Below are 26,504 nucleotides of genomic sequence, written 5' to 3'. Positions count from 1 at the left end.
CACATGACCACGTTGATCACTATTTGCGCAAGAGGTGGGTCTAAGGGCATACCAGGTAAAAACATAAAATTGTTAAACGGTATACCCCTTATAGCTTATACTATTTGGATTGCACAACAGTTTGCAAAACAACACAATGCAGATATAGCTATTTCTACAGATGATGAAGATATAAAGCAAGCCGCTCTGGAATTTGGTTTACATACCACTTATACCCGGCCAGCTTTATTTGCTACAGATACCGCCGGTAAAATTGATACTATTTTTGATCTTTTAGTGTATGAGGAAAATAATCAGGGCAAAAAATACGATTATATTTTAGATTTAGACGTTACTTCGCCTTTGCGCACAATAGCAGATTTAAATGCCGCGTTTAAAATAATTGAGGAAAATAGTGAGGCGCTCAATCTTTTCTCTGTTAACCCTGCAGCAAGAAATCCATATTTTAATATGGTTGAAAAAAAGGAAACAGGATTTTATGATCTTGTTAAAAGAGAAGGGGCGATATTATCAAGACAAACTGCACCTCAGGTTTTTGATTTAAACGCGTCGTTCTATTTTTACAAAAGAGCATTCTTTGAGCAAAATAATAAAACGGTTTTTAGCCAACGCTCGCTCATCTACTTAATGCCGCATCTTTGCTTTGATCTTGATCACCCTATAGATTTTGAATTTTTAGACTTCCTGCTAACTAATAACAAACTTGAATTTGCAATATGGAAGTATTAATTATTGGTTTAGGGTCAATTGCTTACAAGCATATTTTAGCACTGAAATCAATTACAAGTGACATAACGCTTTATGCATTACGCAATGCAGGCAATGAAACGGTAGAAGGAGTAACAAATATTTACAATTTAGCAGCATTAAATACCACCCCAGACTTTGTAATTATATCTAATCCAACCAATTTGCATTATGATGCAATTTTGTCTGTAATGCATCTTGGGGTTCCGTTGTTTATAGAAAAGCCTCCGTTGCATGAGCTTTCAGCAAGTGAAGCGCTTATTGCCAGATTAAACCAAAGCCAAATTCCAACGTATGTGGCATGCAATTTACGGTTTCATCCCTGCATAAAATTTTTAAAATCATATTTTGAGAATAATGAGGCTTTGGTTAACGAGGTGAATGTTTATTGCGGATCTTATTTACCAGGCTGGCGTCCAACAAAGAACTACAAAGATGTATACAGCGCTCATAAAGAAATGGGCGGAGGCGTGCACTTGGACCTATTTCACGAACTGGATTATGCAATATGGCTTTTTGGACCACCAGAAAAGCACAGGGGTTATACCAGTAATAAATCCACATTAAATATAAGCGCTATAGATTGCGCTAATTATATTTTTGAATACAAAAACTTCAATATATTTATAGTTCTAAACTACTATCGCGTAACTGCAAAACGAACCATTGAAATTTTGTTTCAGGATCAGACCTGGGAAGTAGACTTGTTACGGGCGACAATAAAATCTGATACCCATGGTTTGATTTTTGAACACTCCACATACAATATTTTAGATACTTATAAAGAACAGATGGAATATTTTTTTCAAAACGTATTACCTAATGGAGAGTCAATGAATACTTTTGAAGATTCAATACAGACATTAAAGATTAGCGTTAATGGATAGATTAAAGGGCAAAGTTATAATTGTAACCGGGGGAAGCGGCTTACTGGGCTCAGAAATAATAGCCAGGGTTACAGAGGAAGGAGCCATTTGTATTAATGCTGACATTAATCATTCAACATCTGATGATCTGACAAGAATAAATTGCGACGTAACAGACGTGGTATCAATACAGCAATGTATAGATGCGGTTATAACCAAGCATGGGCGTATAGACGGCTTGGTTAATAATGCATATCCCAGAACTAAAGACTGGGGAAATAAGTTTGAAGATATCAATTACGAATCGTGGAAGACAAATGTAGACTGGCAGCTAAATAGTTATTTTTACTTTACTCAGGCTATATCAAAACACATGTCTGTAGCCAAAAAAGGTTCCATAGTAAACATGGCTTCTATATATGGAGTGGTGGGCCCGGATTTCTCAGTATATAACGGCACAAGTATGACTATGCCAGCTGCCTACTCTGCCATAAAAGGCGGTTTAATCAACTTTACAAAATATTTAGCATCTTATTTAGGCGCAAACAATATCAGGGTAAATTGTGTTTCACCCGGAGGAATATTTGATAATCAAAATCGTACTTTCGTAGAAAATTACAACAATAAGGTGCCACTAAAAAGAATGGGCTTACCCGCTGATATTTCGCCGGCTGTTGCCTTTCTTTTATCAGATGATGCCAAATATATCACCGGGCACAATCTTGTTGTGGATGGTGGTTGGACTAGTATATAAGTTTAAATAAATAAATGAGCAAAAAGATTTTTTGGTGTCAGAATTGCCTTAATATGTCAACAAGGCCGCGTATTTCTTTCGATACGCGAGGGTGGTGTAATGCATGCCAGTGGATGGAAGAAAAAAAGGTAATGGATTGGAATCCGCGCCAGCAGGAATTACAAGATTTATTAGAGAAAAATCGGTCAAAGGACGGAAGTTTTGATTGCATAGTTCCGGTAAGCGGAGGTAAAGATGGTTCTTATGTTGCCTATACGTTAAAGCATAAATACGGCATGAATCCCCTGGCTATCACTGTACGCCCGGCCCTATCATTAGAAATAGGTGATCGCAATCTGATCAACTTTATTAACTCCGGCTTTAATCACATCCATATCAGTGCTAATCCAAAAATTTTAGACAGGCTTAACAAGTATGGCTTTATTGAAAAGGGATTTCCTTACTATGGTTGGTTAATAGCAATCATGTCGGCGGTGATCAGAACAGCGGCCAATTTTAAGATTCCGTTATTGTTTTATGGAGAAGACGGCGAAATTGAATATGGAGGTTCAACGGAAAGCAAAAATAAAGCCCTGTATGATATCAGTTACATGAAACGGGTTTATTTTGAAGGCGGCTATGAAAAGGTATTTGACAGGATAAAAGAGGATGATGATATAACAGAGGCTGATTTATCATTCTTTAAATTTCCGGATGAAAGCGAGATTTCGGAAAAAGGCATGTCGTTTGCGCACTGGTCATACTTTGAGCCTTGGGATTCTTACAGAAACTACGTTGTAGCCAAAGAGCATTGTGGTTTAACAGAAAAAGACGAAGGCAATACAGACACGTTCACAAACTTTTCACAAAATGACCAGGCATTATATGCACTGCATGCCTACCTGATGTATTTAAAATTTGGTTTTGGCAGAGCTACTCAAGATGCAGGAATAGAAATACGAAGAGGCTCTATGACCCGCGATCAAGCGTTAAACCTTGTTAAAATGTATGATAACTCATACCCTTATGACCTGATTGATACTTACCTCGATTATTATCAAATGTCCAGAGGAGAATTTGATGGGATATTGGATAAATACGCAAATAAAGATCTTTTTGAAAAAGTTGACGGTGTATGGCAACCTAAGTTTGTGCCCGGCGAAGACTTTTATATATGAAAGTAGCAATTGTAGATTACGGCATGGGTAACATCCGTTCTTTAACCACAACCTTAACATATTTGGGCGTAAGTGACGTAATTCTATCAAATAACTATGAAATATTAAAATCAGCGGATAAAATTATTCTTCCTGGGGTAGGTTCTTTCGGCAAAGCAATGCAGCAAATCAGGGAGCGAAAAATAGATGTCTATTTAAAAGACTTGGTTGTTAATAGCGGCAAACCTATGTTGGGCGTGTGTCTTGGTATGCAGCTCGTAGGTAACTCCAGCACTGAGGATGGGTACAATGAAGGGCTAGGTTTAGTAGATGCCGAAGTAACACGCCTTAGCGCTCCAAATATTAAAGTGCCCCACGTAGGATTTAATCAGATAGCGATATCTCAAAATAGTAGGTTGTTTGATGGCATGGCCGCAAATCCCGATTTTTATTTTACGCACAGTTATAAAATGCTTACTCAATCTAATATAAACGTGTCTGCTTGCGAATACGGCGAGCGTTTTGTTGCCGCTTTTGAGTATAAAAATATTGCGGGTGTGCAGTTTCATCCGGAGCTGAGTCAGAAAAATGGGCTGCACCTGTTAAAGAATTTTCTGGAGAAATTTTGATCGGCTGGCAGGTATGTTAAGAAAGCGCATAATTTTTACTCTGATTTACAGCAATGGTTTCTTTATGCAAAGCAGAAATTTCAGGTTGCAAAAAGTTGGAGATATTAAATGGCTGGAGCGTAACTATAAGTTTCAAAAGATTGCATTTTCATTAGATGAGTTAGTTGTTTTAGACGCGACTAAAGAGAATAAATGCATCGAAAAATTTGCCGAAACCGTAAGCGAACTTGTAAACGATGTATTTATACCCATTGCTGCAGGGGGTGGAATTAGAAGTTTAGAAGATGCTGAGTTGCTTTTTAAAAGTGGCGCTGACAAAATTGTTTTGAATAGCGTTCTACATGAAAACTCGCCTCTGGTGCATAACCTTGTGAAGATATACGGTGCACAAAGCATTGTAGCATCAATAGATTATAAAATTATCAGCGGCACCCCCGCTGTGTTTATTAATGATGGGCAAACACAGCTAGACTACGATCTTTCATCGTATTTGCGTTATTTGCATCAACTTAATATAGGTGAGATCTATTTGAACTCTATTGATCAGGACGGAACCGGGTTTGGATATGATATGGAAGTTATAGAAAATGCCTCAAAAGAAATAAGCGTTCCTTTGATCATTGCGGGGGGCGCGGGGAATGAAGCACATCTTAAAACCGGACTTGAGTTGCCAGGGGTAAGTGCCGTAGCTACAGCCAATTTATTTAACTTTATGGGAAATGGGCTTCCAAATGCGCGGCAGAAAATTTTGGATGAAGGTGAAAATATTGCACAGTGGAATTAACGCTTCGGCTTAATTTGAATCTAAACTTATGACTAAAAATCAAAAAGACTTAATCTGGAACAAGTGGCTTGATCATTTTTATAATAAGCCGGATGATGAGGCTATTATCCACATAACCTTTGATGAAGAGCCCTACATCTGGACTTATCGCAGTCTGATCATGTCAGCATTGCATTTTATGACTTTGCTTAAAAACAAAGGTGTAAAACAGGGAGATGTTTGTGGATTAGTTTTTCAACATAATATATATTTTTATCCGTTATACCTTGGCGCCTCTATGCTTGGTGCTGTAACAACTGTCTTAGCCTATAAAAACTCCAGATTACATCCCGATAAATTTAGAGCGGGGTTAGAAGGCATTGCCAAAAGATCTGGCTTGGATTGGGTATTAACAGAGCAGGAGCTTAGCGAGATGTTAATGCCGGCAGTAGGTTTAAACGGAAGTACAATTAAGGGATTGATTTTCCCGCTAAATTTCACAGAAGAATTTGACGATAAAAAAATCAACATTGATAAGGAGTTAGAAGGGTTACAAAACCTTTGGCTTAATGTACAAGCTGATGATATTTTTTTGCTTCAACACTCATCAGGCACCACAGGCCTGCAAAAAGGTGTCTCACTATCACATAAGGCTATTTTACAACATGCAGAAAATTACTCAGAAGCAATTTTATTAGGTGATGATAAAATTGTAAGCTGGCTCCCGCTTTATCATGACATGGGTTTGATAGCCGCATTTACGATACCTCTGATAAAGGGAGTAACCACTATACAAATAGACCCTTTTGATTGGGTTACAGAACCAGTGATGCTAATGCAAACCATCAGTCAATTTAACGCGACTTTGGCATGGCTTCCTAATTTTTCCTATTATGTTTTGGCAGATAAAGTACACCGTGACGATGTTAAAGATCTCAACCTGTCATCGCTGCGCATGCTGATTAATTGCAGTGAGCCGGTTACCCACGAAGCACACGAAAAAATTTATCAAAAATATAAAGACGTTGGTTTACGTAGAGAATGTTTAACAGCCTGCTATGCTATGGCCGAAACTACTTACGCCATAACACAAACAAAACCGGGTGAGCAGGCAATGGAAATTTTAACTGACCAGGAAAAGCTTGCAAAAGGCGAAGTTGAAATATTGCATCGTACGCCTGAGGCAAAGGGACGTGTTTGCGTATCGTCGGGTATGGTGATAAAGGGATGCCAGGTAAAAATTGTAACAGAAGCGAATGAAGAGCTGCCTGATTGTAAAGTAGGAGATATTATGGTATCATCTGTTTCATTATTTAATGGCTATAAGAACAATCCGGAGCAAACATCAAAAGTATTAAATGATAATTGGTTCAAAACAGGCGATTTTGGTTTCTTTTATCAAAATGAACTTTTTGTAATAGGAAGAAAAAAAGATATTATTATTGTAGCTGGAAAAAACATCTATCCGGAAGACATTGAAATTATTGTTGGAAAAATAGAAGGCGTAATACCGGGTAGGGTAATGGCTTTCGGAAATTTTGAAGACAAAATTGGAACAGAGCAAATACATGTTATTGTAGAAAGCCATTTGCCTGAAAATGAACATGCCGAATTATCTAAAACAATAATTAAAAAAGCTGCCGGAGAGAGCTTTTTTATACACAAAGTTGTTATCAAACCTTCCAGATGGTTAGTAAAAAGCTCATCCGGAAAATTAAGCCGGTCAGAAAATAAAATCAGAACCTTACAACAAAACACATAATGATTTCCGCAAAATTAAAAGAAACGATTCTGGCTGTGCTTGAATTGTCAGACTATACAATCAATTATGAAACACGCGCAGACGAGGTACCGGGCTGGGATTCGCTTACTCACATTAACATCATTCTTGCAATAGAAGAAGCGTATGATATAAGATTACCAGGCAGAGAGGTTAGAAAACTGGCATGTATTGGAGAATTGCAGGACTTAGTTGATGAAAAGCTAAAAGAGAATGATATTTAACTCATTAACTTTTTTATTTTACTTTATGCCCCTACTGGGCCTGGTATTATTTTTAATTACCAGGTTCAAATTAAATAAGAGTTTAATACCGGTTCTGCTACTGGCATCCGTCATTTTTTACTCATTTACTAATCTGGTTTTTGTTAGTATATTATTTATATCTATTGTACTTAATTTTTTTATAGGTAAAAAAATAGGTGGCGAAAAAATAAAAAATAAAAGCTGGCTGATAATAGGTATTACCTTTAATATAGCATTAATAGCAATATTTAAGTATACTGATGTTATTAAGTTAATTGGCCTGGCTTTGCATCAGGGCAATTTAGGCTTTTCTTTGCCTTTGGGAATTTCTTTCTATTCGTTTGCTCAAATGGGATATCTTTTTGATATCTATGAGGGCTCTAAACCTGAGGAAAAATTAGGCACCTATGCCTTGTTTGCCGGTTTTTTCCCCACGGTTACGTCGGGTCCCATAATGCAATATGATCACGAAGGCAAACAATTACAAAAACTAACAATAGATAAACTTAATATTGAGCGCACAACGCGTGGTATTTGCCTCATTTTAATTGGGTTAACCAAGAAGGTTATATTTGCCGATACGGCTGCAGAAATTGCCGATGTGGTTTTTTCTGCAGCCCATCAACACGTGGCTATTAATTTTTACGAGGCGTGGGTAGGCGCCACGGCATACTCGTTGCAACTATATTTTGATTTTTCGGGCTACTCAGACATAGCTATTGGATTGGGATGGATACTCGGAATAAATATTACCTGGAATTTTGATTCGCCGTATAAAGCAACAAGTATTGTTGATTTTTGGCGCAGATGGCATATATCACTTTCAAATTGGCTAAATAATTACGTTTTTGAACCTATAAATTACGGATTTAACAAAAAGGCAAGATCTTACAAGTTCTTAAGCAAAAACGTTGGGTTATACGGCTATTTAGTAGGCACATTTGTTACCATGTTTATTTGTGGACTCTGGCATGGTGCTACCGTCAACTTTATATTATGGGGGTTGTTCCACACCGCATTGATATTTATAAATCGTTTTTGGGGGATTTTTAAAAAGGGTTTACCAGAAAACTGGTCAAAACCATTTACAATGGAACTTAACTGGTTAAACCGATTAATAACATTTGTAAGTGTATCCTTCGGCTGGGTATTGTTTCGTTCTGTTGATATAAGTTCGTCCTTAACAATGTGGCGGGGTATGACGGGATTAAATGGTTTTTACGTTCCGGCTGCTATTGTCTCCAAACTACATTTATCCTCGTTACAAAATTTCATAAATTTAACAACGGTAAATCATGACGTGCTTGGTCCTATTTTAACTGTTTGTATAACACTAGCCTTGCTGCTATTTATCGCCATGGGGTTACCTAACTCCCGCGAAATTATGTGCAATCAATATAAAGCACCTAAAAGTAGGATATTAAACTTATTGGTTAATGTGCTCAGAATTGGCGATGGATGGCGCCCAAGCTATGTGTGGCTTATTATTATGTCTTTTATGACTATATCATTGGTTACATGGGATAAACTTGCTAAATTTTTATACTTTAATTTTTAGCAATGTTAAAATACAAAACCTTCCTTATCGGGCTAATTATAAATTTCTGTTTGTTAATACTTTGCTGTGTATTGATTGATCCGTACGGCTTTTACAATATCTTGAGTATAAAGAAATTTAACCAGCAAAAGGAAGGAGTTAGATCTGTAATACGCTACGTAAAAGCTATAGAAATTTCTTTGAGGAAACCTCAAACTATCCTGGTAGGTTCATCGCGTGTACATGATGGCATTAATCCGGCAATGCCCGTTTTACAACAGTATACGCCGGTATATAATTACGGCATAGATATGCTGCGAATTAATGAAGCAAAAAAATATTTATTGCATGCAATAGCTAACACCAAGGTGAAGAGGGTAATTTTCGGGTTAGACTTTTTCATGTTCAACGCGCTGGAGAAATATAACCCTGCGTTTGACAGTACGCTGGTTGGCAGGCAAATAAATTACATGGATATTATAAGGCCATCCCTTCCTTCAAAATACGTTATAACAGATATAATAAATACAGTTAAGATCAGCTATACTCAGCCTGACAGGTTTGAGTTTCGTAATAACGGTTACCGGCCGGGCAATGCTGTTTTTTATCATCTTAAAGATTATAAGAAGCTACACTATTATACTAACCGAACCTTTTTATCCAATACCAGCAGTACCCCCTACTACGGTCGTTACAAAGTTGATGAACAAACTTTTAAATGTTTTGAGGAATATTTGGATATCTGTAGGAAAAATAAAATAGAATGTATCCTCTTTATTACCCCGGCACATGCGCTATTGGATGGAGAAGGCCTGCATTTAACTGGTTTATGGGGAAATATGGAAGATTTTAAGCGCCGTATAACTCACATAGCAACGTTGTACAACACCAGTTTGTGGGATTTTTCGGGGTATAATTACGTAACTACCGAAAAATTAGCAACCCCAATGAAGCATTATTGGGATTCATCACATTTTAAAGAACCCATAGGAAATTTAATGATAAGCCAAATGCTTGATCCGCAAAAAAAAGATCCGCTTTATTTTGGCACATTATTATCAGATTCAAACGTTGAGGAACACCTTGAACAAATACGTAAAGATAGAATTGTATATCTTCAAAAAAACAAAGAAGATGTTAAATGGTTAAACGATCTTTATAAACTTATTCAAGATCATAAACCTATTCCGAAAAGCGAAACAGAAAATATCTTTTTTTAATAAATACTTTGATAAAAATATAAAAACATGAATATTATAGGGATAAATGTAAGCCATAATGCAAGTGCTTGTTTAATGATTGACGGCAAAATTGTAATTGCTGCTCAGGAAGAACGTTTTACAAAACTTAAAAACTACGTTGGCTACCCCAAACAATCAATAGATTATTGCCTGGATTATCTTAAAACCAATAATTTAACTGTTGATAAAGTACTTTTTTCGACAGTAAATAACGTTGCCTTTTGGTTTGCCTATCCCCTTCAGCATTTTTTTAAAATGAAAGACTATCAACTTTTTTACGGTGAAGCATTTTACGGTAAAAAGCTGCTGAATGAAAATGTGGATGATTATTATCAGCACCTTATTAATGAGAGTTCAAAAAATAAAGCGCCAAGATATTTACCATACGAAGAATTTGCGACCATTGACGAAGTAGTAAATGACGTTGAGAAATTTAGAAAAATTCAACGCGAGTACGCCGCTAAACAATGTAATGTAGCGCCTGAGCAAGTTGAATTTATAGATCACCACTCTTGCCACGCCCATTACGGATATTATGCGAGTAAACGTAAAAGCAACAATTGCGCGGTAATTACTTTGGATAGCGATGGTGATGGAATGAACCAAACTGTTTGGACATTTAACAACGGCGACAATAAAAAAATCAGGCAATCAAATCAATGCGATTTAGCGCGGATCTACAAGATAACCACGTTAGTATTAGCTATGAAGCCCGATGAGCACGAATATAAAGTAATGGGTTTAGCACCTTATGCCAAATCAGACTATGTAGACGTAGTGTATAAAGATGTGTTTGAGCCTTTGCTTAAAGTTGAAGACGGCCGTGTGCTACATAACAACAGACCTGCCGACATGTATTCTTATCTGCTTGAAAAACTGCGCCCTTACAGATTTGATAATATTGCGGGTGCGGCACAAAAATTAGTTGAGGAGATAGCTATAAAATTATTTACCCAGGTACATGAAATTACCGGTGCAACACACTTTTGTATAAGCGGAGGTGTGTCAATGAATATAAAGATGAATATGATCCTTTCTCAGCTTGATTTTGTTGAGGGATTGTATGTCCCGGCTTCCGGATCTGATGAGTCATTGTGTATGGGAGCTTGCTATTTTTACGAAAATGAAAATTCTAAACCGTTGGATAATACCTACCTGGGGTATAATTTAAACGACGATGTAAATGAAGAAAACATCAAGAAGATGTTTAATCAACAAGACTACAATGTTCAGTTCAATGTAAATCATGCTACTGTAGCTCAGATTTTAGCAGAAGGCAATGTGGTAGCTGTTGCGCGCGGACGTGAAGAATTTGGTGCCAGGGCCTTAGGCAACAGAAGTATTATTGCAAGCCCTAATAATCACGAAGTGGTAAAAACCATTAACGAGGCCATTAAAAACAGAGATTTCTGGATGCCTTTTGCCCTATCAATAATGGCCGACCATGTAGATAGCTTCCTTGAAAACGATAAAGGCTTAGATTCACCTTATATGACCATCGGCTTTGAAACACGTGCTGAGAACTATGAAAGGATTAAAGCAGGCACGCATCCATATGATAGAACTTGCCGTCCTCAAATTTTACGTAAGGAAGCCAATCCGGAATACTACGACCTGATTAACGAGTTTTATAAATTAACAGGCACACCTGGCGTATTAAACACGAGCTTAAATTTGCATGGCGACCCAATCTGTTCGGGTCTGTCAGAAGTGGAATACACTTTTAAAAATTCGGGCTTAAATTACCTTTATATTAACGACGCTTTTTTAATCAGTAAGAAGTAGTTACAATAATAAAAGACGGTAATATAAATACCAGATAAATTTTTTTCTAATTTTATAATAGATAGGTCTGCTTAGTAGACCTATCTATTTAATAGCTAATATCAATGTCGTGGATTTCCACTGTTCCCATACGCGTAAAACCTAAATATCGTAACTTATTTATAGTAGAAAATCGAAATTTATGGGATTTATGCGAAGCTCAATGTGACAAAGCCGCAGACCTGGTGCTTTGCGTTGATTTTGCCCTGAAGCAAGAGTTGTTACTAAAAGGTTATGAAGTTGAGTTTTTGGACCATCTTGTTCAAGAATCCTTTTTGGAGCAACTTAACTTTACAATGCACGACTTTTTGAATAATTGGTTTAAGGATGAGAATGGGCAAGACTTGCTTTTATATAAGAACTATAGCCTAGGAGACTCGTTATTATTATACCTAATTAACGACGTTACTTTTTTTTGCCACTTTTTCTTTAACATCATTGGGTTAAAGTCTATTAGTTACGAGCGTATAATTGTTGCCGCTACCGAGCCTATAATTATTGAATGCCTTGATAAGGCAGAAATAAATTACGATACAATAAAAATAGCTATCCCCCTACCTGAAAAACCGGTTTACCTGTTTCCAATAACAAAATGGGTAAAGGAGAAAACCGAAAATTCTATTTCCCTAAAATTTAAGTTAAAAAATATCATCGCAAATGCGTTCGATCTGGTTTTCGATGGGTTAGATCGCACGTTTAACAAAAATAAAAAGCGAATATATATACAGCAGTATCACTGCACGCAACAACTTATTAATACGCTTAAACAGAATAGCGACGTACAAATCGTTACACAAAATTATACGGGCATTTCGCATATATTAAAAGAACGCCGGGTGCATTTCTCATATAATGAGAAAAATAACCGGGTGTTTAGCGACTTATTTAATAAGTATCAAAACAGTAAAAAGCAAAAATGGACGTTTATGGGCTATCCTATAGACAGTTATATTTATGAGAGGATTGACAAAACTGTTTATGATAAGCTAAAGGAAGCTATTAGTGCCGCTGACGATATAGAAACCTATTTCAAAAAATACAAACTGCAGGTGATGGTCCCGGTTACAAACTATTGGGTACAAAACCGCTTATTAATGAATTATTGCCGCAATAACTCTGTACCAATATACATGATAATTAATGGGCTGCTTAACATATCCTACATGCACGATGCGAAAGATAGCGACTATGTTAATTCCTATAGCGTATCAATAAAAGAAGAATACTTTAATAATCGCGCTAATGTTTTCGCTCTGGGAGACCCCAGAATGGACAAATACACTGTATTAGAGCATAAGCGTATTGACAGAAATATTCCGTTGATTGTGATTGGTACCGCAGGGTATGATTCTATTGATCTAAATTCTTATTTAGCGTACGAGTTTGATTTTTTATACGATATATTAGTAACCCTGAACCTTATAAAAACCCAAGGCTTAAATTTTAAAATTGTGCTTAAAGTAAGAGCAAATGGTTATACTGACGTTTATAAAAAGTTTGTGAACGAATATTTTGACCATCTACCGGTTGAAATTATTCAGGACAAAAGTTTTTTCGACGTAATTACAAACGCAGATCTATACATCAGTATTTTTTCACAAACCATTTTTGAGGCATCGTGTTTAGGTATTCCGGCAATATACTATAAAAAAGATACGCAATATATTCACAAACCGTTTAACAACAAGAGCCAATTAGTAACAGCAAATAACGTAGCAGAATTACAGGAGAAAATACTTGGATTTTATAACAACGATGCCATGTACTCCAATTTTCTTAAAAAAGAGATTATGGAAGAATATATTGGACCGTTAGATGGCAACAACTTGAAACGCAATATAGATTTTGTTCATAATTTGATTAACCAGAATATTAACAAGGCATAGCTTTGGGTAAATACATTAAAATATACATCTGGCAGCTAGTGTCAATATTGTTGAATTTCGGTTCGGTATTTATTGTAACGCCGTTTATTTCATCAAACAAAGCATTTTACGGCATTTATACTATTGTAGTTTCTGCTTATCTTTTCATATCATATGCCGACTTCGGCTTCCTTAGCGCAGGAATGAAATATGCTGCTGAACATTATGCTCAAAAAGATGAGGAAGAAGAAGTAAAAGTTATTGGCTTTTCGGGCGCTGTTTTTTTAACGTTTGTGAGCTTATATGCGCTCCTGATATTAGTATTGGCCTACAATCCCTCTTTTTTGATAAAAAACCTTTCTGATCAGTCTGAACTGGTTACTGCCAGAAACATGTTTATTATACTCGCTTTTTCATGCCCCATATTAGTTTTTCAGCGAATAATTCAAATTATTTATGGCATCCGTTTGTTAGATTACAAATTTCAGCGCGTTTTAATTATCTCTAATATCATTAAAATTTGTTCAACAGTTATTTTCTTTTCCAATGGCAAATATATGATTGTTGAATACTTCCTGTTTTCGCAAATTTGCTTACTGGTATCTGTAATTGTGGGAGGTGTTATGCTTAAATTTTCTCTCAATTATAACGTACAACTTTTATTACGTTCGCTGCGTTTCTCCCGTAGAATTTATAATAAAACCAAAAAACTTGCATTTACCAGCATATTCCTAACCATAAGTTGGATATTATATTATGAGCTTGATCCGTTTGCTATCGGAAAACTATTGGGCACAACACAGGTGGCAATTTATGCAATCGGGCTTACCGTAATATCATATTTCAGGTCTCTTTTTGGGATTTTGTTTACCCCGTTTATTGCCAGGTTTAACCATTTTATTGGTTTAAATGATAAAGATGGGCTGCGGGCATTTTTTCTCAAAGTAACAACTTTATTTTTTCCGGTCACGGTTTTCCCGGTTCTTATAGTATTGCTAACTGTTAAAAGTTTTATCCTGACATGGGTAGGCGTTGCTTATGTTCCTTCAATTGCAATAGTTCAAATTTTGGTTGCTTGTTATCTGTTTAGTTTCATTACTTATCCTTCAGGGATACTAATTATGGCTAATGAAAGTGTAAGAGCACTGTATTTTACAAGTTCGTTGCAGCCAATAATATTTTGGGTAGGCGTTATTATAACTTACCCTACGCTTGGGTTAATGTCTTTTGCCTATTTTAAACTATTAGCATTTTTTTTAGAAACCGTTGTTTACACAGTAATTGTGTGCCGTTTTTTAAATATTAGTATTTTTAAATTTTTAACGGCTATTATAAAACCAGCTCTGTTACCTTTAGTTGTAATATTGCTTTTGTTTTTTTTATCAAGAGATTTTCAACCGTTACAAACCGGTAAGGTTTTCTTAGCTTATTATTTTGGTTATGTTGCTTGCTTTATCGGCGCTGGCATTTTATGTTATTACTTTACGTCGATAACTTTTAAAACGTTTGTTGATAAAATATTAATTAACGCTTTTAAGAAAAAGGTTCAGGTTTCTTAGGCACCAAACACCGCTATTATGAAAAACTGTCTTATATATCTTAAATTACTAATATTAGATATTCGCAGAAGTTTACTACGCGTTAAAGTAAGTGCATCGTACTTAATTAAATATCCTGATTGCAAGTTTCATAATAAAGTGGTTTTGATCAATTCTACTCTTGAAGGCTATAACGTTCTATTTGACGAGGTGGATCTTATAAATTCAGCATTGGGCCGCCATTCTTATGTACAGCGACGCAGCACTATTGTAAATGCACAAATAGGCAGATATTGTTCTATTGCTTCAAATGTTTCTATTGGCCCGGGTGTACATAAAACAGATGGATTAAGCACGCATCCGGCTTTTTACTTAAAAAATACGCCCTTAACTAAAACTTATACTAACCAGGACCTTTTTAATCCTTATAAAGCCGTTACCATTGAAAATGATGTTTGGATAGGTGAACGCGCAATTATAATAGATGGATTGACAATTGGAAATGGGGCAATTGTGGCGGCAGGGGCAGTTGTAACTAAAAATGTGCCGCCATATGCTGTTGTGGCAGGAGTACCGGCTAAAGTTATAAAATATAGATTTTCTTCTGAGTTAATTGAAAAGCTGCTTAAATTAGAGTGGTGGAATTGGTCTGAACAGGAGATTGAAAAGCAGGCACCTAAGTTTTTTTCAATTACAGATCTGGATTAACTATGGCAAATTATATACTTATTAGAATATCAATGCTTATATACTTTTGCTTAAATGCGATAAGTTATAAAAAACTGCATTTTAAAGCTCGGGTATTCTATAGCGTGAGGGTGCAAGGAAAAAAATATATCAGCGTTTCTGATCGTACGGTGGTGCAAAGACATGGTTGGCTGCTTGCTTTAAAAATAGATGATCATGACCCTGAATTAACTATAGGTAGCAGATGCGCAATTGGCGACTTCTGCCATATTGCAGCAGTTAGAAAGGTTATAATACAAGACAAGGTTTTAATAGCCAATAAAGTTTATATAGCCGATAATACGCACCAGTTTACTGATGTAAACTTACCTGTACTTGACCAGCCTATACAATATGCTAAAGAGGTGGTAATAAGTACCGGCGCCTGGATAGGTGAAAATGTTTGCATTATGGGCGCAAGCGTTGGTAAAAACTCAATAGTAGGCGCAAACTCAGTCGTAACAAAGGATATTCCGGACTATTGTGTAGCTGTGGGAAGTCCTGCCCGTATTATTAAGAAGTTTGATTTCACAACTAATATGTGGCAATCAGTAAGTTAAAAAAACATGAAAAATATTCTAATAACCGGCGGAGCCGGGTTTATAGGCACAAACGTTTCGCGCCAATTAATAAAGCAGGGATTTAATGTAACAGTGTTCGATAATTTTAGCCCACAGATACATGGCGACGTCCGTTCGCTCCCGGCAGACATAATGCAACATGTAGAATTAATTGTTGGAGATGTAACTGATAAGGAAGCTTTTTACGCGGCCTTAAAAAACAAGCATGCTGTAATACATTTGGCTGCAGAAACCGGCACAGGTCAGTCTATGTATGATGTTTCGCGCTACACATTAGTAAATATCCAGGCAACTGCTATTTTATGCGATTATATAATTAACGAAAGCAACGAAATTAAAACAGTTATTGTTGCTTCTTCCAGATCTATTTACGGAGAAGGTAAGTATCATTGTGATGTTTGTGGCGATGTTTATCCTGCGGGACGCACCTTTGCAACGCTACAGGAAAACTTCGAAGTAACATGCCCTAAATGTAAAAGCAGCACTTTAAATGTAAGAGCTACTGATGAAGATTCAAAAATACATCCATCTTCGTACTACGGAATAACAAAACAGGTGCAGGAGCAAATGGTTATTTTGGCTGCAAAAATGAAAGCCATAAATGGGTTTGCGCTTAGATACCAGAATGTTTACGGCCCCGGGCAATCACTAAATAACCCCTACACCGGTATTTTATCCATTTTTTCAAGACTGGCCATCGGAAACGAAGACATTAACATATTTGAAGACGGCAACGAAAGCCGGGATTTTGTATTTATTAATGACGTAGTAAATGCAACTGTAAGCTGTTTAAGGGATGATATTAAAGGGCAACATATATTAAACGTGGGTACCGGATTACCTGTTTCGGTAATGGAAGTGGCTACAGAAATTGTAAGTTTTTTTGCAAGCAGTTCTAAACTTAAAGTATCCGGAGCTTTTAGAGAAGGAGATATCAGACATAACTTTTCTGACCTGAAAAAAATTAGCCAGGTAATGCAATTTGTTCCTGAATGGAAATTTATTGATGGATTGCACGCGTATTTAAATTGGGTAAAGCAACAAAAGCTGCCAGAGGACACGAAAGATTACGAAAAGTCATTAGCAGAGTTAGAAGAGAGAGGATTACTTAATGGCTAATGTGGCCCCACTGATAAGTGTAGTTTTTACAAGCTATAATCACGAACGATACCTAAAGCAAGCCGTAGATAGCCTGATAGGCCAAACGTTTAAAGATTTTGAATTGATTATAATAGATGATTGCTCCACTGATAATAGTAGGACTATTTTACAGAGCTACGCTCAACATCCTAACGTAAAGTTAAATCTGCTTGAAAAGAATACAGGAAGTTATGTAAAATCAAGTCATTTAGGGGCGTTAAAGGCTACAGGCAAGTATATCTTATTTGCGCAGTGCGACGATTTTTCTGAAAGCGAACAATTGGCTGTGCTGGCTGAAAAGGCCTTACAGTTTCCTTCTGCCGGCGTTATATTTTCAAAAAGCAGACTGATTGACCAGGATGGAAAAAATCTGGGCGACGATTACCAAATACGTAATATGTCGTTTAAGAAAAGGTGTAAAAGTGATACCCTGTTGCAAGGGCAAGAAATGCGCTCGTTTTTATCGTATGCATGCGTAATTCCTAACTTAAGTGCCGCTTTAATTAATAGAGATCTATACTTTAAATCCGGGGGCTTGCCTGAAAAATTTTCCATGGCGGCAGATTGGGCACTTTGGTTGGCGCTATCAGAATTGACAGACTTTTTTTATGTATCTGAAGTGTTAAATAATTTCAGACAGCACGCAGCAACAATACGCAGTAAAACTAAACTGGATAAGCAATTATCTGAAATTTTAAATGTATTTACAGAACATAGCTTAAAGTTTAGATTAAACAAAACCCAACAAAATGCCATGATGGTAGGGTTTGGAAGCATCTGGTTCAATTATTTTTTAGAAGACCCGCGTAACGCTAAAGCGTCTATCATTGATTTTTATAAAAAAGCTTCAGTAGAGCACAAACATTTGCTTTATTATTTAATGAAAGGAGCTTTCAAAAAAACAGGTTTTATTATTGAAAATTTAAGCAATACAAAGTAATGTCTAAATTATTCTCTGTAATTATTCCTACCTACAACCGGGCCGAGCAGATCAGAAATAATTTAGATCATTTGGCTAACCAAACTTTTAAAAATTTTGAGGTTTGGGTTTGCGATGATGGCTCGGAAGACGATACTAAAAATATTGTTGATAGTTATAAAGAAAGCTTAGACATCAACTATCTGTGGTTTGAAAACTGGGGCGGTCCCGCCAGACCCAGAAACGAGGGCATAAAACGTTGTACCGGCAAATGGATCTGTTTTTTAGATTCGGATGACTGGTGGTACCCCGAAAAGTTAGAGCAGGTTTCAAAATACGTTGATTCTTACGATTTGATTTATCATCAGCTTGATATAATTTCAACAAAAAACACCGGCAAAAAGGTAAGCGAGCCGTTACAAGAAAATGTTTTGACAGATTTGCTTGTTAATGGTAATAGATTAGCCAACTCAAGCGTGTGTGTAAAAAAAAGTATACTGGATGCCGTGGGGCAGTTATCAGAAGATAAAGATTTGATAGCTATGGAAGATTATGATCTGTGGATAAGAGTTGCGTCTATCACTAAACAATTTAAATTTATAGAGCAATCATTAGGAGCCTATAACTGGGGCGACGGATCAAATATTTCGCATATATCTTTAGAAAGAATACGAAAGGAACAGATTATTTTTAACAAACATATCCTGCTACTAAATGATGACGATCAAAAAGAAGCAAAAAGGATTTTAGATTATAAAATTGGGCGTTACTATTCGGTTTTAGGTATGTATGCTGAGTCTGTTAGTTGTTTAAAAAATGCATTTTTAAGCAGATCTTTTAAAATGAAACTTAAGGCTACTATTTTCTTTACACAATCCTACCTTAGCTTTTTATTTAAAGGTGGTTAAAATGGATTTAAATTTAAAAGCATCCGACGTAGGTGGAAAGCTTTTGTTTGCCTCTTTCTTTATTCCTTACATAGGGCTTATATCACCTGCTTATGCAATAATAATTTTCCTGACCATACTACGTGTGGATAAGAGTTTTAAAATTACGATGTACGATTTTATTTACATTGTTGTCTTATTACTGTTCTTATTAATAAAATTTTCACAAGTTGGTTTCGGTACCGGAGAAGCTATTTTTAGATATTACTTAGGGGCAGTTATACTATATCACTTCGTTAAAGTATATGATATCAAAATGGATATTCAAACGCTAATTTTTGCATTTTGTGTTTGCGTTATTATTGAGGCCGTAGTAATTAACATTTTTTTTGACCCCTTTCGTTACTTGCCAAATTACCCTATTTCTGTATACGAGAATAATCTAACAAGCCACTATACCAAATTTATGGGCTTTTATCAAAGGCCTTACAGCGTAGGTATGAATTCAAGCGCATCCTCTACAGTTTTGTGTGCAGCAATGATTTATAGAGATGTTTTAGTTAAAAAAGGGTTAATTATTGCTGATCGTAAAATTGAGTTATTAGGGCTGATAACTGTTTTAATGATGGCGTCTGGTGTCGGGCTTATCCTGTACTTTTTCTACATTTTATTTAAATTTAATATTCTAACTGTTAAAAGATCTTTGATTTTATTTTCCATCCTAATTCTTTTGTTTTTGTATTACCCGCTCGTTTCTGAATATATTGCGCCGGATAGTATATTTCAAAAGGTTTCCGCAGGTTATATCCAATTCTTGTCAGACTATAAAACTCAGCAGGTTGAGGATGTTATTGCAGAGTTACATGAGCCTGGGAATTCAATGTTTATAGGAAAAGCGTTTGAATCAAAGGCAGATATTACCTTACAAAGTGATTTTGCCTGGAATGATATGTTTATATGTTTAGGCTTGGGTGGCATTACACTTTTTATTATGTTTTTTATCAATAAAGTAAACAAGTACACTGTTTTTCCACTGCTTTTGCTACTGCTTGGCGCTTTCCATTATGGCGGAATGTTCACCTTAGCGGGGCAGATAGTTTTAGTACTGATATTAACTACTGACTATGAGTCAGAGTCAGAGTTAGAAACACAGAATCAAACCAATATTGCTATTTAATGCTGTCTATTATTATACCAACAATAGGTAAAAAAATTCCTGAATTAACCCGGTTATTTGATAGCCTGGCACAACAGACATGCCAGGAATTTGAGGCAATTTTGGCTATACAAGACAATCATGCTCAAATTGAGCAACTTACTTTAGCCTATCAATTCCCTATAAAAATATGTAACCTATACAAAAAAGGATTATCATATGCCCGTAACCAAAGCCTTGGGTTAATTAGTAATGCCGCTACTTTAGTTACTTTTTCTGATGATGATTGCTGGTATCCTCTAGACACGGTTGCAACTGTACTGGCAGATTATCAGCAATACAACACAAGTATTTGTTATCAAATTTTTGATCCTTTAAAAAACGAGCCATACAAAGAATATCAGCCAAATAAGCTTGAGCAGGTAAGTTTACGTCAGTCTTTAAAGATATCCTCTATCGAGATTTTTGTACCTAAAACAGTAATCGATTCAGGAATATGCTTTGATGAACGGTTTGGTTTGGGTACCGCATTCCCTTCGGGCGAGGAAAATATATTTTTATTTGACGCTATAAAAGCCGGCGTTAAGATATTATATTTCCCAAAACCAATTGTATATCATCAAAAGCCCGAGTGGAGTAATAAGGAATATATATTTAAAGGAAAGGGCGCATTATTCAGCAAGTTATATAACAGACCCCTTGCCCTAATGATGAGCGTTTTTTACGCCTATAAAAAAAGAGAATATTCGCAAAATATAATGGCTGACCTTTTAAGAATGATTAATGAAGCCATTTACTTTAAAAATTAGATGCTAGTTTCAATTATTACCCCTTGCTTTAATTGCTCCAAATATATTTCGGAAACAATGGGTTCTGTATTAAGACAAACATATACTGAATGGGAGCATATAATTGTAGACGATGGCTCAAGCGACGGCTCTGTGAATATTGTTAAGCAAACAGCCGGATCAGACCCCAGGGTTAAATTGGTTTTATTAGATAAAAACGGGGGCGTTGCCAACGCACGTAATGAAGGAGTAAAAAGTGCGCAAGGAAAATTTATAGCATTTCTGGACAGCGATGACCTGTGGGATGAAAATAAACTGGCAAAACAGGTGCAGTTCATGGTTAAAAACGATTATACTTTTACCCACACAAGTTATCGCCAAATAGATTCTGAAGGCAATACTTTGGTTAAAAAAATAGGCGTTTCCAACAAGGTTGATTACAATAAACTATTACAACATAACGAGATAGGATGCCTTACAGCTATGTATGATGTTACTAAATTGGGTAAGTTCTATTTTCCAAAAATTGGGCACGAAGATTTTGCTGCGTGGTTACAAATTTTAAAAACCGGACACGCCAGTTTCGGGTTAGACGAAGTGTTAGCATCTTACAGAGTGCATGCTAATACGGTTTCTTCTAATAAATTAATTGCTGCAGGCTATACATGGCACATTTTAAGGATGGAAGAAAGAATTCCGTTAATAAGAGCCTCCTATTTATTTTCTATATACGTGGTTAAATCGTTATATAAGTATCTTAAAAAGTAGATTTAAATCCTGTTATGAGCATGTTACAATCATATCGTCGTATTACCAGTACCGGGAAATTTGTACCCGAGATAGACGGTCTTCGTTTTATTGCAATATTGCCTGTTGTATTAATGCACATTAATACCAACTTTCTTCGCTCTTTTGAAGCACCTAAGTCATTTGTTGATTCTGATCTGAATGCAATAATACACTACGGTGAGCTGGGGGTACGATTTTTCTTTGCCATCAGTGGCTTTGTTTTAGCCAACACATTTTCATCGTTTTACAAAAAGAACAAGAACCTCTGGGCCTTTAATTTCAAATCCTATTATTATCGCAGGCTAACAAGGCTTGAGCCGCCATTTTTAATATCAACCTTAGTTCTGTTTTTTGTGGTGGGTTTGTTTGTAGTGAAAGATCTGGTTGGCTTAATACCCAATCTAATAGCTACGTTAACGTACACACATTATTTTTGGTTCGGAAAATGGTCTGTTATTAACCCGGTAACATGGTCATTAGAAGTTGAGGTACAATTTTATTTGATAGCCCCTTTTGTGGGTTGGTTCTTATTTTCAAAATTTAAAGACAGCTACCGAAACATAATTCTTGCCGTTTTAATTATCGTTACACCACTCATTTTTTTAAGTCCTGGCAGCATTTTTTACACAAATAAACATTTGGAGAAATGTATAGTTGTGTATCAAAGCCATTTTTATGTTGGTATACTAATGGCTTCAATTTATGGCAGTAACGTTTGGCAGCGTGTACAAAAATCGTATTTATTCGACATTGGTTTTTTGGTAGGCGTATTAGGTTTATACTTTTTCTACCCTCCAAAAACGCACAGCTATATCTTATTTGATTTCTCTATGCTTTTAATAATGATTACTTGCTTTAAAGGCGTAATAACAAACCGTTTTTTTAGTAATTCATTAATTTCGCTTATAGGGGGTATGTGTTACTCAATATACCTGCTTCATTACGCAGTTGTTTTTGTTTTAATGAAGGTTACCAGTCACCTGGTATTTAAATCTTTTTACTTTGAATGGGCCTTTCATATGGTTTTATCAATCGTTGTAGTGCTTTGTTGCTCGTTTATTTTCTACCTGTATTGCGAACGACCTTGCATGGATAAAAATTGGCCATCCAAACTCTACAATCGGATGAATAGAATATTTAATAAATAATTTGCCGGTATTACACTAATTATAATGTCTAGAATTCTGCTAACAGGCGCCAATGGTTTTTTAGGTAAAAGCATAGCAACTCATTTATCGACAGATTTTATTGTAGATACGATCGGTCGTAAAAAAGCTGATATAGTGGTTGACCTCGCCAAAGATCAACCGCATTTAACAGAGAGTTATACTTATATCATCCATGCTGCAGGCAAGGCCCATTCCGTACCAAAAACAGATGCAGAAAAACAAGATTTTTTTGATGTAAACCTAACAGGCACCCAAAATTTGCTTAACGCCTTAGACAATGCCCCCCACCTGCCTAAATATTTTGTTTTTATAAGCTCTGTATCTGTTTACGGAGCGGAAACCGGAAATTTAATAGCTGAAAATGCGCCATTACAGGCAAAAGATCCATATGGCGAAAGCAAGATTCGGGCCGAACAGCTCATCTACGAATGGTGTGCCCAACGCAATGTAGTTTGTACAGTACTCCGCTTACCCTTATTAGCCGGTACTAACCCTCCGGGTAATTTAGGTGCCATGATAAAAGGAATAAAAAAAGGTTATTACTTTAACATTTCTGGTGGGAGCGCTAAAAAAAGCATAGTGTTGGCTGAAGACATAGCCAAAACTGTGCTTACTGCTGCAAAGATAGGCGGTACATATAATCTAACAGATCGTTATCATCCCAGTTTTAAAGAGCTGTCTGAATGTATTGCAAAACAGCTTAATAAATCAAAACCCTTGAGTATGCCTCTATTTATTGCAAAACTGATGGCAGGGACCGGTGATTTAATTGGAAACAAGTTTCCTATCAATTCAAAAAGTCTGAATAAAATTCTCTCCGATTTAACGTTTGATGATAGTAGCGCCGTCAAAGCTTTTGGATGGAACCCTACTCCTGTATTAAAAGGATTTAAAATAGCTTAATCAATTTGATGGTTTTGCAAATATTGCTCCCACGCCCATGCAGACTTCATCATTTCATCTATACCCAATTGTGCTTCCCAGTTTAATTCTTTTTGAGCTTTGGTAACATCTCCCCAAATTTGTTCTATGTCGCCGGCGCGGCGTGCGCCAATCTTATAGTTTAGATTAACTCCTGTAGTCTTTTCAAAAGCTTTTATCAGTTCAAGCACCGTATAGCCTTTACCCGTACCTACATTAAAGGTGTTAAAGTTTTGGTTGGCCCCGTCTTTCCCTTCAAATTTCAAGGCAGCAACATGCGCCATGGCAAGATCAACCACATGAATATAATCTCTTATACAGCTACCATCGCGCGTATTATAATCATCGCCAAAAACTGTTATTGGTCCGCGTATGCCAATTGCGCTTTGCGTTACAAACGGAACAAGATTTTGGGGTATGCCTAAAGGCAACTCGCCAATAAGCGCCGATTCGTGCGCGCCTACCGGGTTAAAATATCTTAAGGATATAACCTTCTTACTTTTATCAGCACGGGCTATGTCTTGCAATATCTCTTCTGCAACTTGCTTTGTGTTACCATATGGCGACTCCGCCTGCTTAACAGCTTCGAACTCATTTACCGGTAAGCTATCCGGCTGGCCATACACTGTACATGATGATGAAAAAACCAATTTAAGTTGTCTTTCCTCTAACGCTTTCAGTACACTCAATAAAGAATTAAAATTATTGCGATAATACTTTAATGGTTCAGCTACAGACTCCCCTACGGCTTTATAAGCGGCAAAGTGTATAACGCTATCCAGATCTTTCTCGCCGGCAACGAACTCGGCAACCAGCTTCTCATCACATAAATCAAAATTATAAAAATCTGGTTTAACGCCGGTTATCGCTTCTATCTGTTTAAGCATTCCAAGTTTAGAATTACTTAAATTGTCTACTATTATTGGCTGGTAATTGGCCTTTAACAATTCTACTACCGTATGCGAGCCTATATAACCCAGCCCACCCGTTACCAATACCTTTGCTTTTTTCATGGTACGCAAATATATAATTTACAAAAGTAAAAGCTAACTACTCTAAGAGTCTAAAATATTAATATCGCTCATTAAAAGTTCTTACAAAATACGCCAGGTTGTTGCACACATTTCTTTAAAGCTTATGTTTGTGTTTGGGCAAGGATATAGAAATTTAAACGCCTTTGAAATGAAAAAAATTGCAATAATTGGTTTAGGTTACGTTGGATTGCCTCTGGCGGTTGAATTTGCAAAGAAATATAAGGTAGTGGGCTTTGATATTAACCCAACAAGGGTTAAAAGCCTGCTATCGGGCTTAGACCTTACTTCGCAAGTAGACGATCAACAATTAAAGCAGCGTTTGTCTGCTACCGAAAACGGGTTAACATTATCCAGCCAGCTAAGTTCCATAGCCGAATGCAATATATTTATAGTAACTGTACCTACCCCAATTAATAGGTTTAAAGCTCCCGATCTGGGCCCATTGCTCAACGCATCAAAAATGATTGGCAGCGTATTAAAAAAAGGAGATATAGTTATTTATGAATCCACCGTATATCCCGGCTGCACCGAGGAGGATTGTGTTCCGGTATTAGAAAAAAGCTCCGGCTTACGATTTAATATCGACTTTTTTTGTGGCTATTCTCCGGAGCGGGTCAATCCCGGCGATAAAATAAATACACTTACAAAGATCAAAAAGGTTACATCAGGCTCTACCGCTCAAATTGCAGATGAGATTGATGCGCTTTATTCAAGTATTATAACAGCAGGTACGCACAAAGCACCTAACATTAAGGTTGCCGAAGCCTCAAAAGCAATAGAAAACGCGCAACGCGATATAAACATTTCCTTTATGAACGAGCTTGCCCTGATTTTTGACAAAATGGGTATTGACACTACTGACGTAATAGAGGCAGCAAGCACAAAGTGGAATTTCCTGAAATATACCCCCGGCCTTGTGGGCGGGCATTGCATAGGCGTAGATCCTTATTATTTGGCGCACAAGGCGCAAGCTTTAGGATACCAACCCCAGGTTATCCTGTCAGGACGGCGTGTTAATGACAATATGGGCATTTTTGTGGCCAACAAAGTTGTAAAGCTGATAATTAGTAACGGCGGTTTAGTAAAAGGCGCAAACGCGCTTATTTTGGGGGTTACATTTAAAGAGAACTGTCCGGATATCAGAAACTCTAAGGTGATAGATATTTATAATGAATTGTCTCAATTCGGGCTAACGGTAGACGTTTTTGACCCTTATGCTGATAAAAAAGAAGTAAAGAAAGAATATGAACTGGAATTAATGGATCATATTGATAAACAATATGATGCTATTGTACTTACTGTGTGTCATGATAGTTTTAAAGATTTAAACTACAGCACGCTTAAAAAAAATACAAGTTCTATTATTTTCGACACCAAATCATGCCTGGACCGTGCAATTGTTAATGGACGACTTTAGAACTGCCTGTTACATAACACCCGGTTAAATACTGACGATACTATAGATTACA

The 26,504-nt window shown here is 36.5% G+C and carries 25 protein-coding genes; 24 read left to right on the top strand and 1 reads right to left on the bottom strand.

Annotated features, from left to right (window positions below):
- Positions 1 to 3 precede the first annotated feature (3 nt).
- From ACFQZS_RS05820 to ACFQZS_RS05710, 23 genes are all read left to right on the top strand, one after another.
- The gene (locus ACFQZS_RS05820) at positions 4 to 729 is read left to right on the top strand and encodes an acylneuraminate cytidylyltransferase family protein (protein WP_377098207.1); all 726 of its coding nucleotides are present in this window, start codon (positions 4 to 6) and stop codon (positions 727 to 729) included.
- Positions 717 to 1,634 (top strand): Gfo/Idh/MocA family protein, encoded by a 918-nt coding sequence (locus tag ACFQZS_RS05815; RefSeq protein WP_377098205.1) that lies wholly within the window; start codon positions 717 to 719, stop codon positions 1,632 to 1,634. Before ACFQZS_RS05820 ends, ACFQZS_RS05815 begins: the two co-directional genes overlap by 13 nt.
- The gene (locus ACFQZS_RS05810; protein WP_377098203.1) at positions 1,627 to 2,367 is read left to right on the top strand and encodes an oxidoreductase; all 741 of its coding nucleotides are present in this window, start codon (positions 1,627 to 1,629) and stop codon (positions 2,365 to 2,367) included. The genes ACFQZS_RS05815 and ACFQZS_RS05810 overlap by 8 nt, the downstream gene beginning before the upstream one ends.
- Before the next feature lie 14 nt (positions 2,368 to 2,381).
- A complete protein-coding gene (locus ACFQZS_RS05805; RefSeq protein WP_377098201.1) occupies positions 2,382 to 3,524 on the top strand; it encodes an N-acetyl sugar amidotransferase in 1,143 nt (380 codons plus the stop codon).
- Positions 3,521 to 4,132, top strand: a complete 612-nt coding sequence (hisH, locus tag ACFQZS_RS05800; protein WP_377098199.1) for an imidazole glycerol phosphate synthase subunit HisH — start codon at positions 3,521 to 3,523, stop codon at positions 4,130 to 4,132. The genes ACFQZS_RS05805 and hisH overlap by 4 nt, the downstream gene beginning before the upstream one ends.
- Positions 4,133 to 4,196: 64 nt before the next feature.
- The gene (locus ACFQZS_RS05795; RefSeq protein WP_377098197.1) at positions 4,197 to 4,916 is read left to right on the top strand and encodes a HisA/HisF-related TIM barrel protein; all 720 of its coding nucleotides are present in this window, start codon (positions 4,197 to 4,199) and stop codon (positions 4,914 to 4,916) included.
- 28 nt (positions 4,917 to 4,944) lie between these two features.
- Complete coding sequence (locus ACFQZS_RS05790; protein ID WP_377098196.1) at positions 4,945 to 6,657, top strand: AMP-binding protein; 1,713 nt, start codon at positions 4,945 to 4,947, stop codon at positions 6,655 to 6,657.
- The gene (locus ACFQZS_RS05785) at positions 6,657 to 6,899 is read left to right on the top strand and encodes an acyl carrier protein (protein WP_377098194.1); all 243 of its coding nucleotides are present in this window, start codon (positions 6,657 to 6,659) and stop codon (positions 6,897 to 6,899) included. Before ACFQZS_RS05790 ends, ACFQZS_RS05785 begins: the two co-directional genes overlap by 1 nt.
- Positions 6,900 to 6,924: 25 nt before the next feature.
- Complete coding sequence (locus ACFQZS_RS05780) at positions 6,925 to 8,478, top strand: MBOAT family O-acyltransferase (protein WP_377098192.1); 1,554 nt, start codon at positions 6,925 to 6,927, stop codon at positions 8,476 to 8,478.
- A 2-nt stretch (positions 8,479 to 8,480) separates the two neighbouring features.
- Positions 8,481 to 9,677, top strand: a complete 1,197-nt coding sequence (locus tag ACFQZS_RS05775; RefSeq protein ID WP_377098190.1) for a hypothetical protein — start codon at positions 8,481 to 8,483, stop codon at positions 9,675 to 9,677.
- A gap of 27 nt (positions 9,678 to 9,704) precedes the next feature.
- Complete coding sequence (locus ACFQZS_RS05770; protein ID WP_377098188.1) at positions 9,705 to 11,483, top strand: carbamoyltransferase C-terminal domain-containing protein; 1,779 nt, start codon at positions 9,705 to 9,707, stop codon at positions 11,481 to 11,483.
- A 104-nt stretch (positions 11,484 to 11,587) separates the two neighbouring features.
- Positions 11,588 to 13,408, top strand: coding sequence for a hypothetical protein (locus ACFQZS_RS05765; RefSeq protein WP_377098187.1), 1,821 nt, complete (start codon positions 11,588 to 11,590; stop codon positions 13,406 to 13,408).
- Positions 13,409 to 13,410: 2 nt separating this feature from the next.
- Entirely contained in the window at positions 13,411 to 14,946 is a 1,536-nt protein-coding gene (locus ACFQZS_RS05760) for a lipopolysaccharide biosynthesis protein (protein ID WP_377098185.1), read from the top strand.
- Between the two features lie 18 nt (positions 14,947 to 14,964).
- Positions 14,965 to 15,633 (top strand): CatB-related O-acetyltransferase, encoded by a 669-nt coding sequence (locus tag ACFQZS_RS05755; RefSeq protein ID WP_377098183.1) that lies wholly within the window; start codon positions 14,965 to 14,967, stop codon positions 15,631 to 15,633.
- Between the two features lie 110 nt (positions 15,634 to 15,743).
- Positions 15,744 to 16,211: an acyltransferase gene (locus tag ACFQZS_RS05750; protein WP_377098181.1), complete on the top strand. Its 468-nt coding sequence runs from the start codon at positions 15,744 to 15,746 to the stop codon at positions 16,209 to 16,211.
- A gap of 6 nt (positions 16,212 to 16,217) precedes the next feature.
- Positions 16,218 to 17,351, top strand: a complete 1,134-nt coding sequence (locus tag ACFQZS_RS05745; RefSeq protein ID WP_377098179.1) for an SDR family NAD(P)-dependent oxidoreductase — start codon at positions 16,218 to 16,220, stop codon at positions 17,349 to 17,351.
- The gene (locus ACFQZS_RS05740) at positions 17,344 to 18,312 is read left to right on the top strand and encodes a glycosyltransferase (RefSeq protein ID WP_377098177.1); all 969 of its coding nucleotides are present in this window, start codon (positions 17,344 to 17,346) and stop codon (positions 18,310 to 18,312) included. Before ACFQZS_RS05745 ends, ACFQZS_RS05740 begins: the two co-directional genes overlap by 8 nt.
- Positions 18,312 to 19,199 carry a glycosyltransferase family 2 protein gene (locus ACFQZS_RS05735; RefSeq protein WP_377098175.1) on the top strand — a complete coding sequence of 296 codons (888 nt, stop codon included), beginning with the start codon at positions 18,312 to 18,314 and terminating at the stop codon, positions 19,197 to 19,199. The genes ACFQZS_RS05740 and ACFQZS_RS05735 overlap by 1 nt, the downstream gene beginning before the upstream one ends.
- 1 nt (position 19,200) lies before the next feature.
- Positions 19,201 to 20,355 (top strand): hypothetical protein, encoded by a 1,155-nt coding sequence (locus ACFQZS_RS05730; protein ID WP_377098174.1) that lies wholly within the window; start codon positions 19,201 to 19,203, stop codon positions 20,353 to 20,355.
- Positions 20,355 to 21,143 carry a glycosyltransferase family 2 protein gene (locus ACFQZS_RS05725; RefSeq protein ID WP_377098172.1) on the top strand — a complete coding sequence of 263 codons (789 nt, stop codon included), beginning with the start codon at positions 20,355 to 20,357 and terminating at the stop codon, positions 21,141 to 21,143. The genes ACFQZS_RS05730 and ACFQZS_RS05725 overlap by 1 nt, the downstream gene beginning before the upstream one ends.
- The gene (locus tag ACFQZS_RS05720) at positions 21,144 to 21,890 is read left to right on the top strand and encodes a glycosyltransferase family 2 protein (protein ID WP_377098170.1); all 747 of its coding nucleotides are present in this window, start codon (positions 21,144 to 21,146) and stop codon (positions 21,888 to 21,890) included.
- Positions 21,891 to 21,904: 14 nt separating this feature from the next.
- A complete protein-coding gene (locus ACFQZS_RS05715) occupies positions 21,905 to 23,059 on the top strand; it encodes an acyltransferase family protein (RefSeq protein WP_377098169.1) in 1,155 nt (384 codons plus the stop codon).
- 24 nt (positions 23,060 to 23,083) lie between these two features.
- Positions 23,084 to 23,983: an NAD-dependent epimerase/dehydratase family protein gene (locus tag ACFQZS_RS05710; protein ID WP_377098167.1), complete on the top strand. Its 900-nt coding sequence runs from the start codon at positions 23,084 to 23,086 to the stop codon at positions 23,981 to 23,983.
- Here ACFQZS_RS05710 and galE read toward each other — a convergent pair.
- The gene (galE, locus tag ACFQZS_RS05705; protein ID WP_377098165.1) at positions 23,980 to 25,014 is read right to left on the bottom strand and encodes a UDP-glucose 4-epimerase GalE; all 1,035 of its coding nucleotides are present in this window, start codon (positions 25,012 to 25,014) and stop codon (positions 23,980 to 23,982) included. The genes ACFQZS_RS05710 and galE overlap by 4 nt on opposite strands.
- A 169-nt stretch (positions 25,015 to 25,183) precedes the next feature.
- Here galE and ACFQZS_RS05700 point away from each other — a divergent pair, with 169 nt between their 5' ends.
- Complete coding sequence (locus ACFQZS_RS05700; RefSeq protein ID WP_377098163.1) at positions 25,184 to 26,452, top strand: nucleotide sugar dehydrogenase; 1,269 nt, start codon at positions 25,184 to 25,186, stop codon at positions 26,450 to 26,452.
- The last annotated feature ends 52 nt before the right edge of the window (positions 26,453 to 26,504 follow it).

It is taken from the genome of Mucilaginibacter calamicampi, from assembly GCF_042676765.1.
GTDB classification, from domain to species: Bacteria; Bacteroidota; Bacteroidia; order Sphingobacteriales; family Sphingobacteriaceae; genus Mucilaginibacter; species Mucilaginibacter calamicampi.
Note: the sequence above shows the minus strand (reverse complement) of the source record. Positions and strands in the feature narration are given on the sequence as shown.

Coding starts and splice junctions, on each gene's coding strand:
- ACFQZS_RS05820 (WP_377098207.1), top strand. CDS start 4: ATGACCACGTTGATCACTATTTGCGCAAGAGGTGGGTCTAAGGGCATA.
- ACFQZS_RS05815 (WP_377098205.1), top strand. CDS start 717: ATGGAAGTATTAATTATTGGTTTAGGGTCAATTGCTTACAAGCATATT.
- ACFQZS_RS05810 (WP_377098203.1), top strand. CDS start 1,627: ATGGATAGATTAAAGGGCAAAGTTATAATTGTAACCGGGGGAAGCGGC.
- ACFQZS_RS05805 (WP_377098201.1), top strand. CDS start 2,382: ATGAGCAAAAAGATTTTTTGGTGTCAGAATTGCCTTAATATGTCAACA.
- hisH (WP_377098199.1), top strand. CDS start 3,521: ATGAAAGTAGCAATTGTAGATTACGGCATGGGTAACATCCGTTCTTTA.
- ACFQZS_RS05795 (WP_377098197.1), top strand. CDS start 4,197: ATGCAAAGCAGAAATTTCAGGTTGCAAAAAGTTGGAGATATTAAATGG.
- ACFQZS_RS05790 (WP_377098196.1), top strand. CDS start 4,945: ATGACTAAAAATCAAAAAGACTTAATCTGGAACAAGTGGCTTGATCAT.
- ACFQZS_RS05785 (WP_377098194.1), top strand. CDS start 6,657: ATGATTTCCGCAAAATTAAAAGAAACGATTCTGGCTGTGCTTGAATTG.
- ACFQZS_RS05780 (WP_377098192.1), top strand. CDS start 6,925: ATGCCCCTACTGGGCCTGGTATTATTTTTAATTACCAGGTTCAAATTA.
- ACFQZS_RS05775 (WP_377098190.1), top strand. CDS start 8,481: ATGTTAAAATACAAAACCTTCCTTATCGGGCTAATTATAAATTTCTGT.
- ACFQZS_RS05770 (WP_377098188.1), top strand. CDS start 9,705: ATGAATATTATAGGGATAAATGTAAGCCATAATGCAAGTGCTTGTTTA.
- ACFQZS_RS05765 (WP_377098187.1), top strand. CDS start 11,588: ATGTCGTGGATTTCCACTGTTCCCATACGCGTAAAACCTAAATATCGT.
- ACFQZS_RS05755 (WP_377098183.1), top strand. CDS start 14,965: ATGAAAAACTGTCTTATATATCTTAAATTACTAATATTAGATATTCGC.
- ACFQZS_RS05745 (WP_377098179.1), top strand. CDS start 16,218: ATGAAAAATATTCTAATAACCGGCGGAGCCGGGTTTATAGGCACAAAC.
- ACFQZS_RS05740 (WP_377098177.1), top strand. CDS start 17,344: ATGGCTAATGTGGCCCCACTGATAAGTGTAGTTTTTACAAGCTATAAT.
- ACFQZS_RS05735 (WP_377098175.1), top strand. CDS start 18,312: ATGTCTAAATTATTCTCTGTAATTATTCCTACCTACAACCGGGCCGAG.
- ACFQZS_RS05730 (WP_377098174.1), top strand. CDS start 19,201: ATGGATTTAAATTTAAAAGCATCCGACGTAGGTGGAAAGCTTTTGTTT.
- ACFQZS_RS05725 (WP_377098172.1), top strand. CDS start 20,355: ATGCTGTCTATTATTATACCAACAATAGGTAAAAAAATTCCTGAATTA.
- ACFQZS_RS05720 (WP_377098170.1), top strand. CDS start 21,144: ATGCTAGTTTCAATTATTACCCCTTGCTTTAATTGCTCCAAATATATT.
- ACFQZS_RS05715 (WP_377098169.1), top strand. CDS start 21,905: ATGAGCATGTTACAATCATATCGTCGTATTACCAGTACCGGGAAATTT.
- ACFQZS_RS05710 (WP_377098167.1), top strand. CDS start 23,084: ATGTCTAGAATTCTGCTAACAGGCGCCAATGGTTTTTTAGGTAAAAGC.
- galE (WP_377098165.1), bottom strand. CDS start 25,014: ATGAAAAAAGCAAAGGTATTGGTAACGGGTGGGCTGGGTTATATAGGC.
- ACFQZS_RS05700 (WP_377098163.1), top strand. CDS start 25,184: ATGAAAAAAATTGCAATAATTGGTTTAGGTTACGTTGGATTGCCTCTG.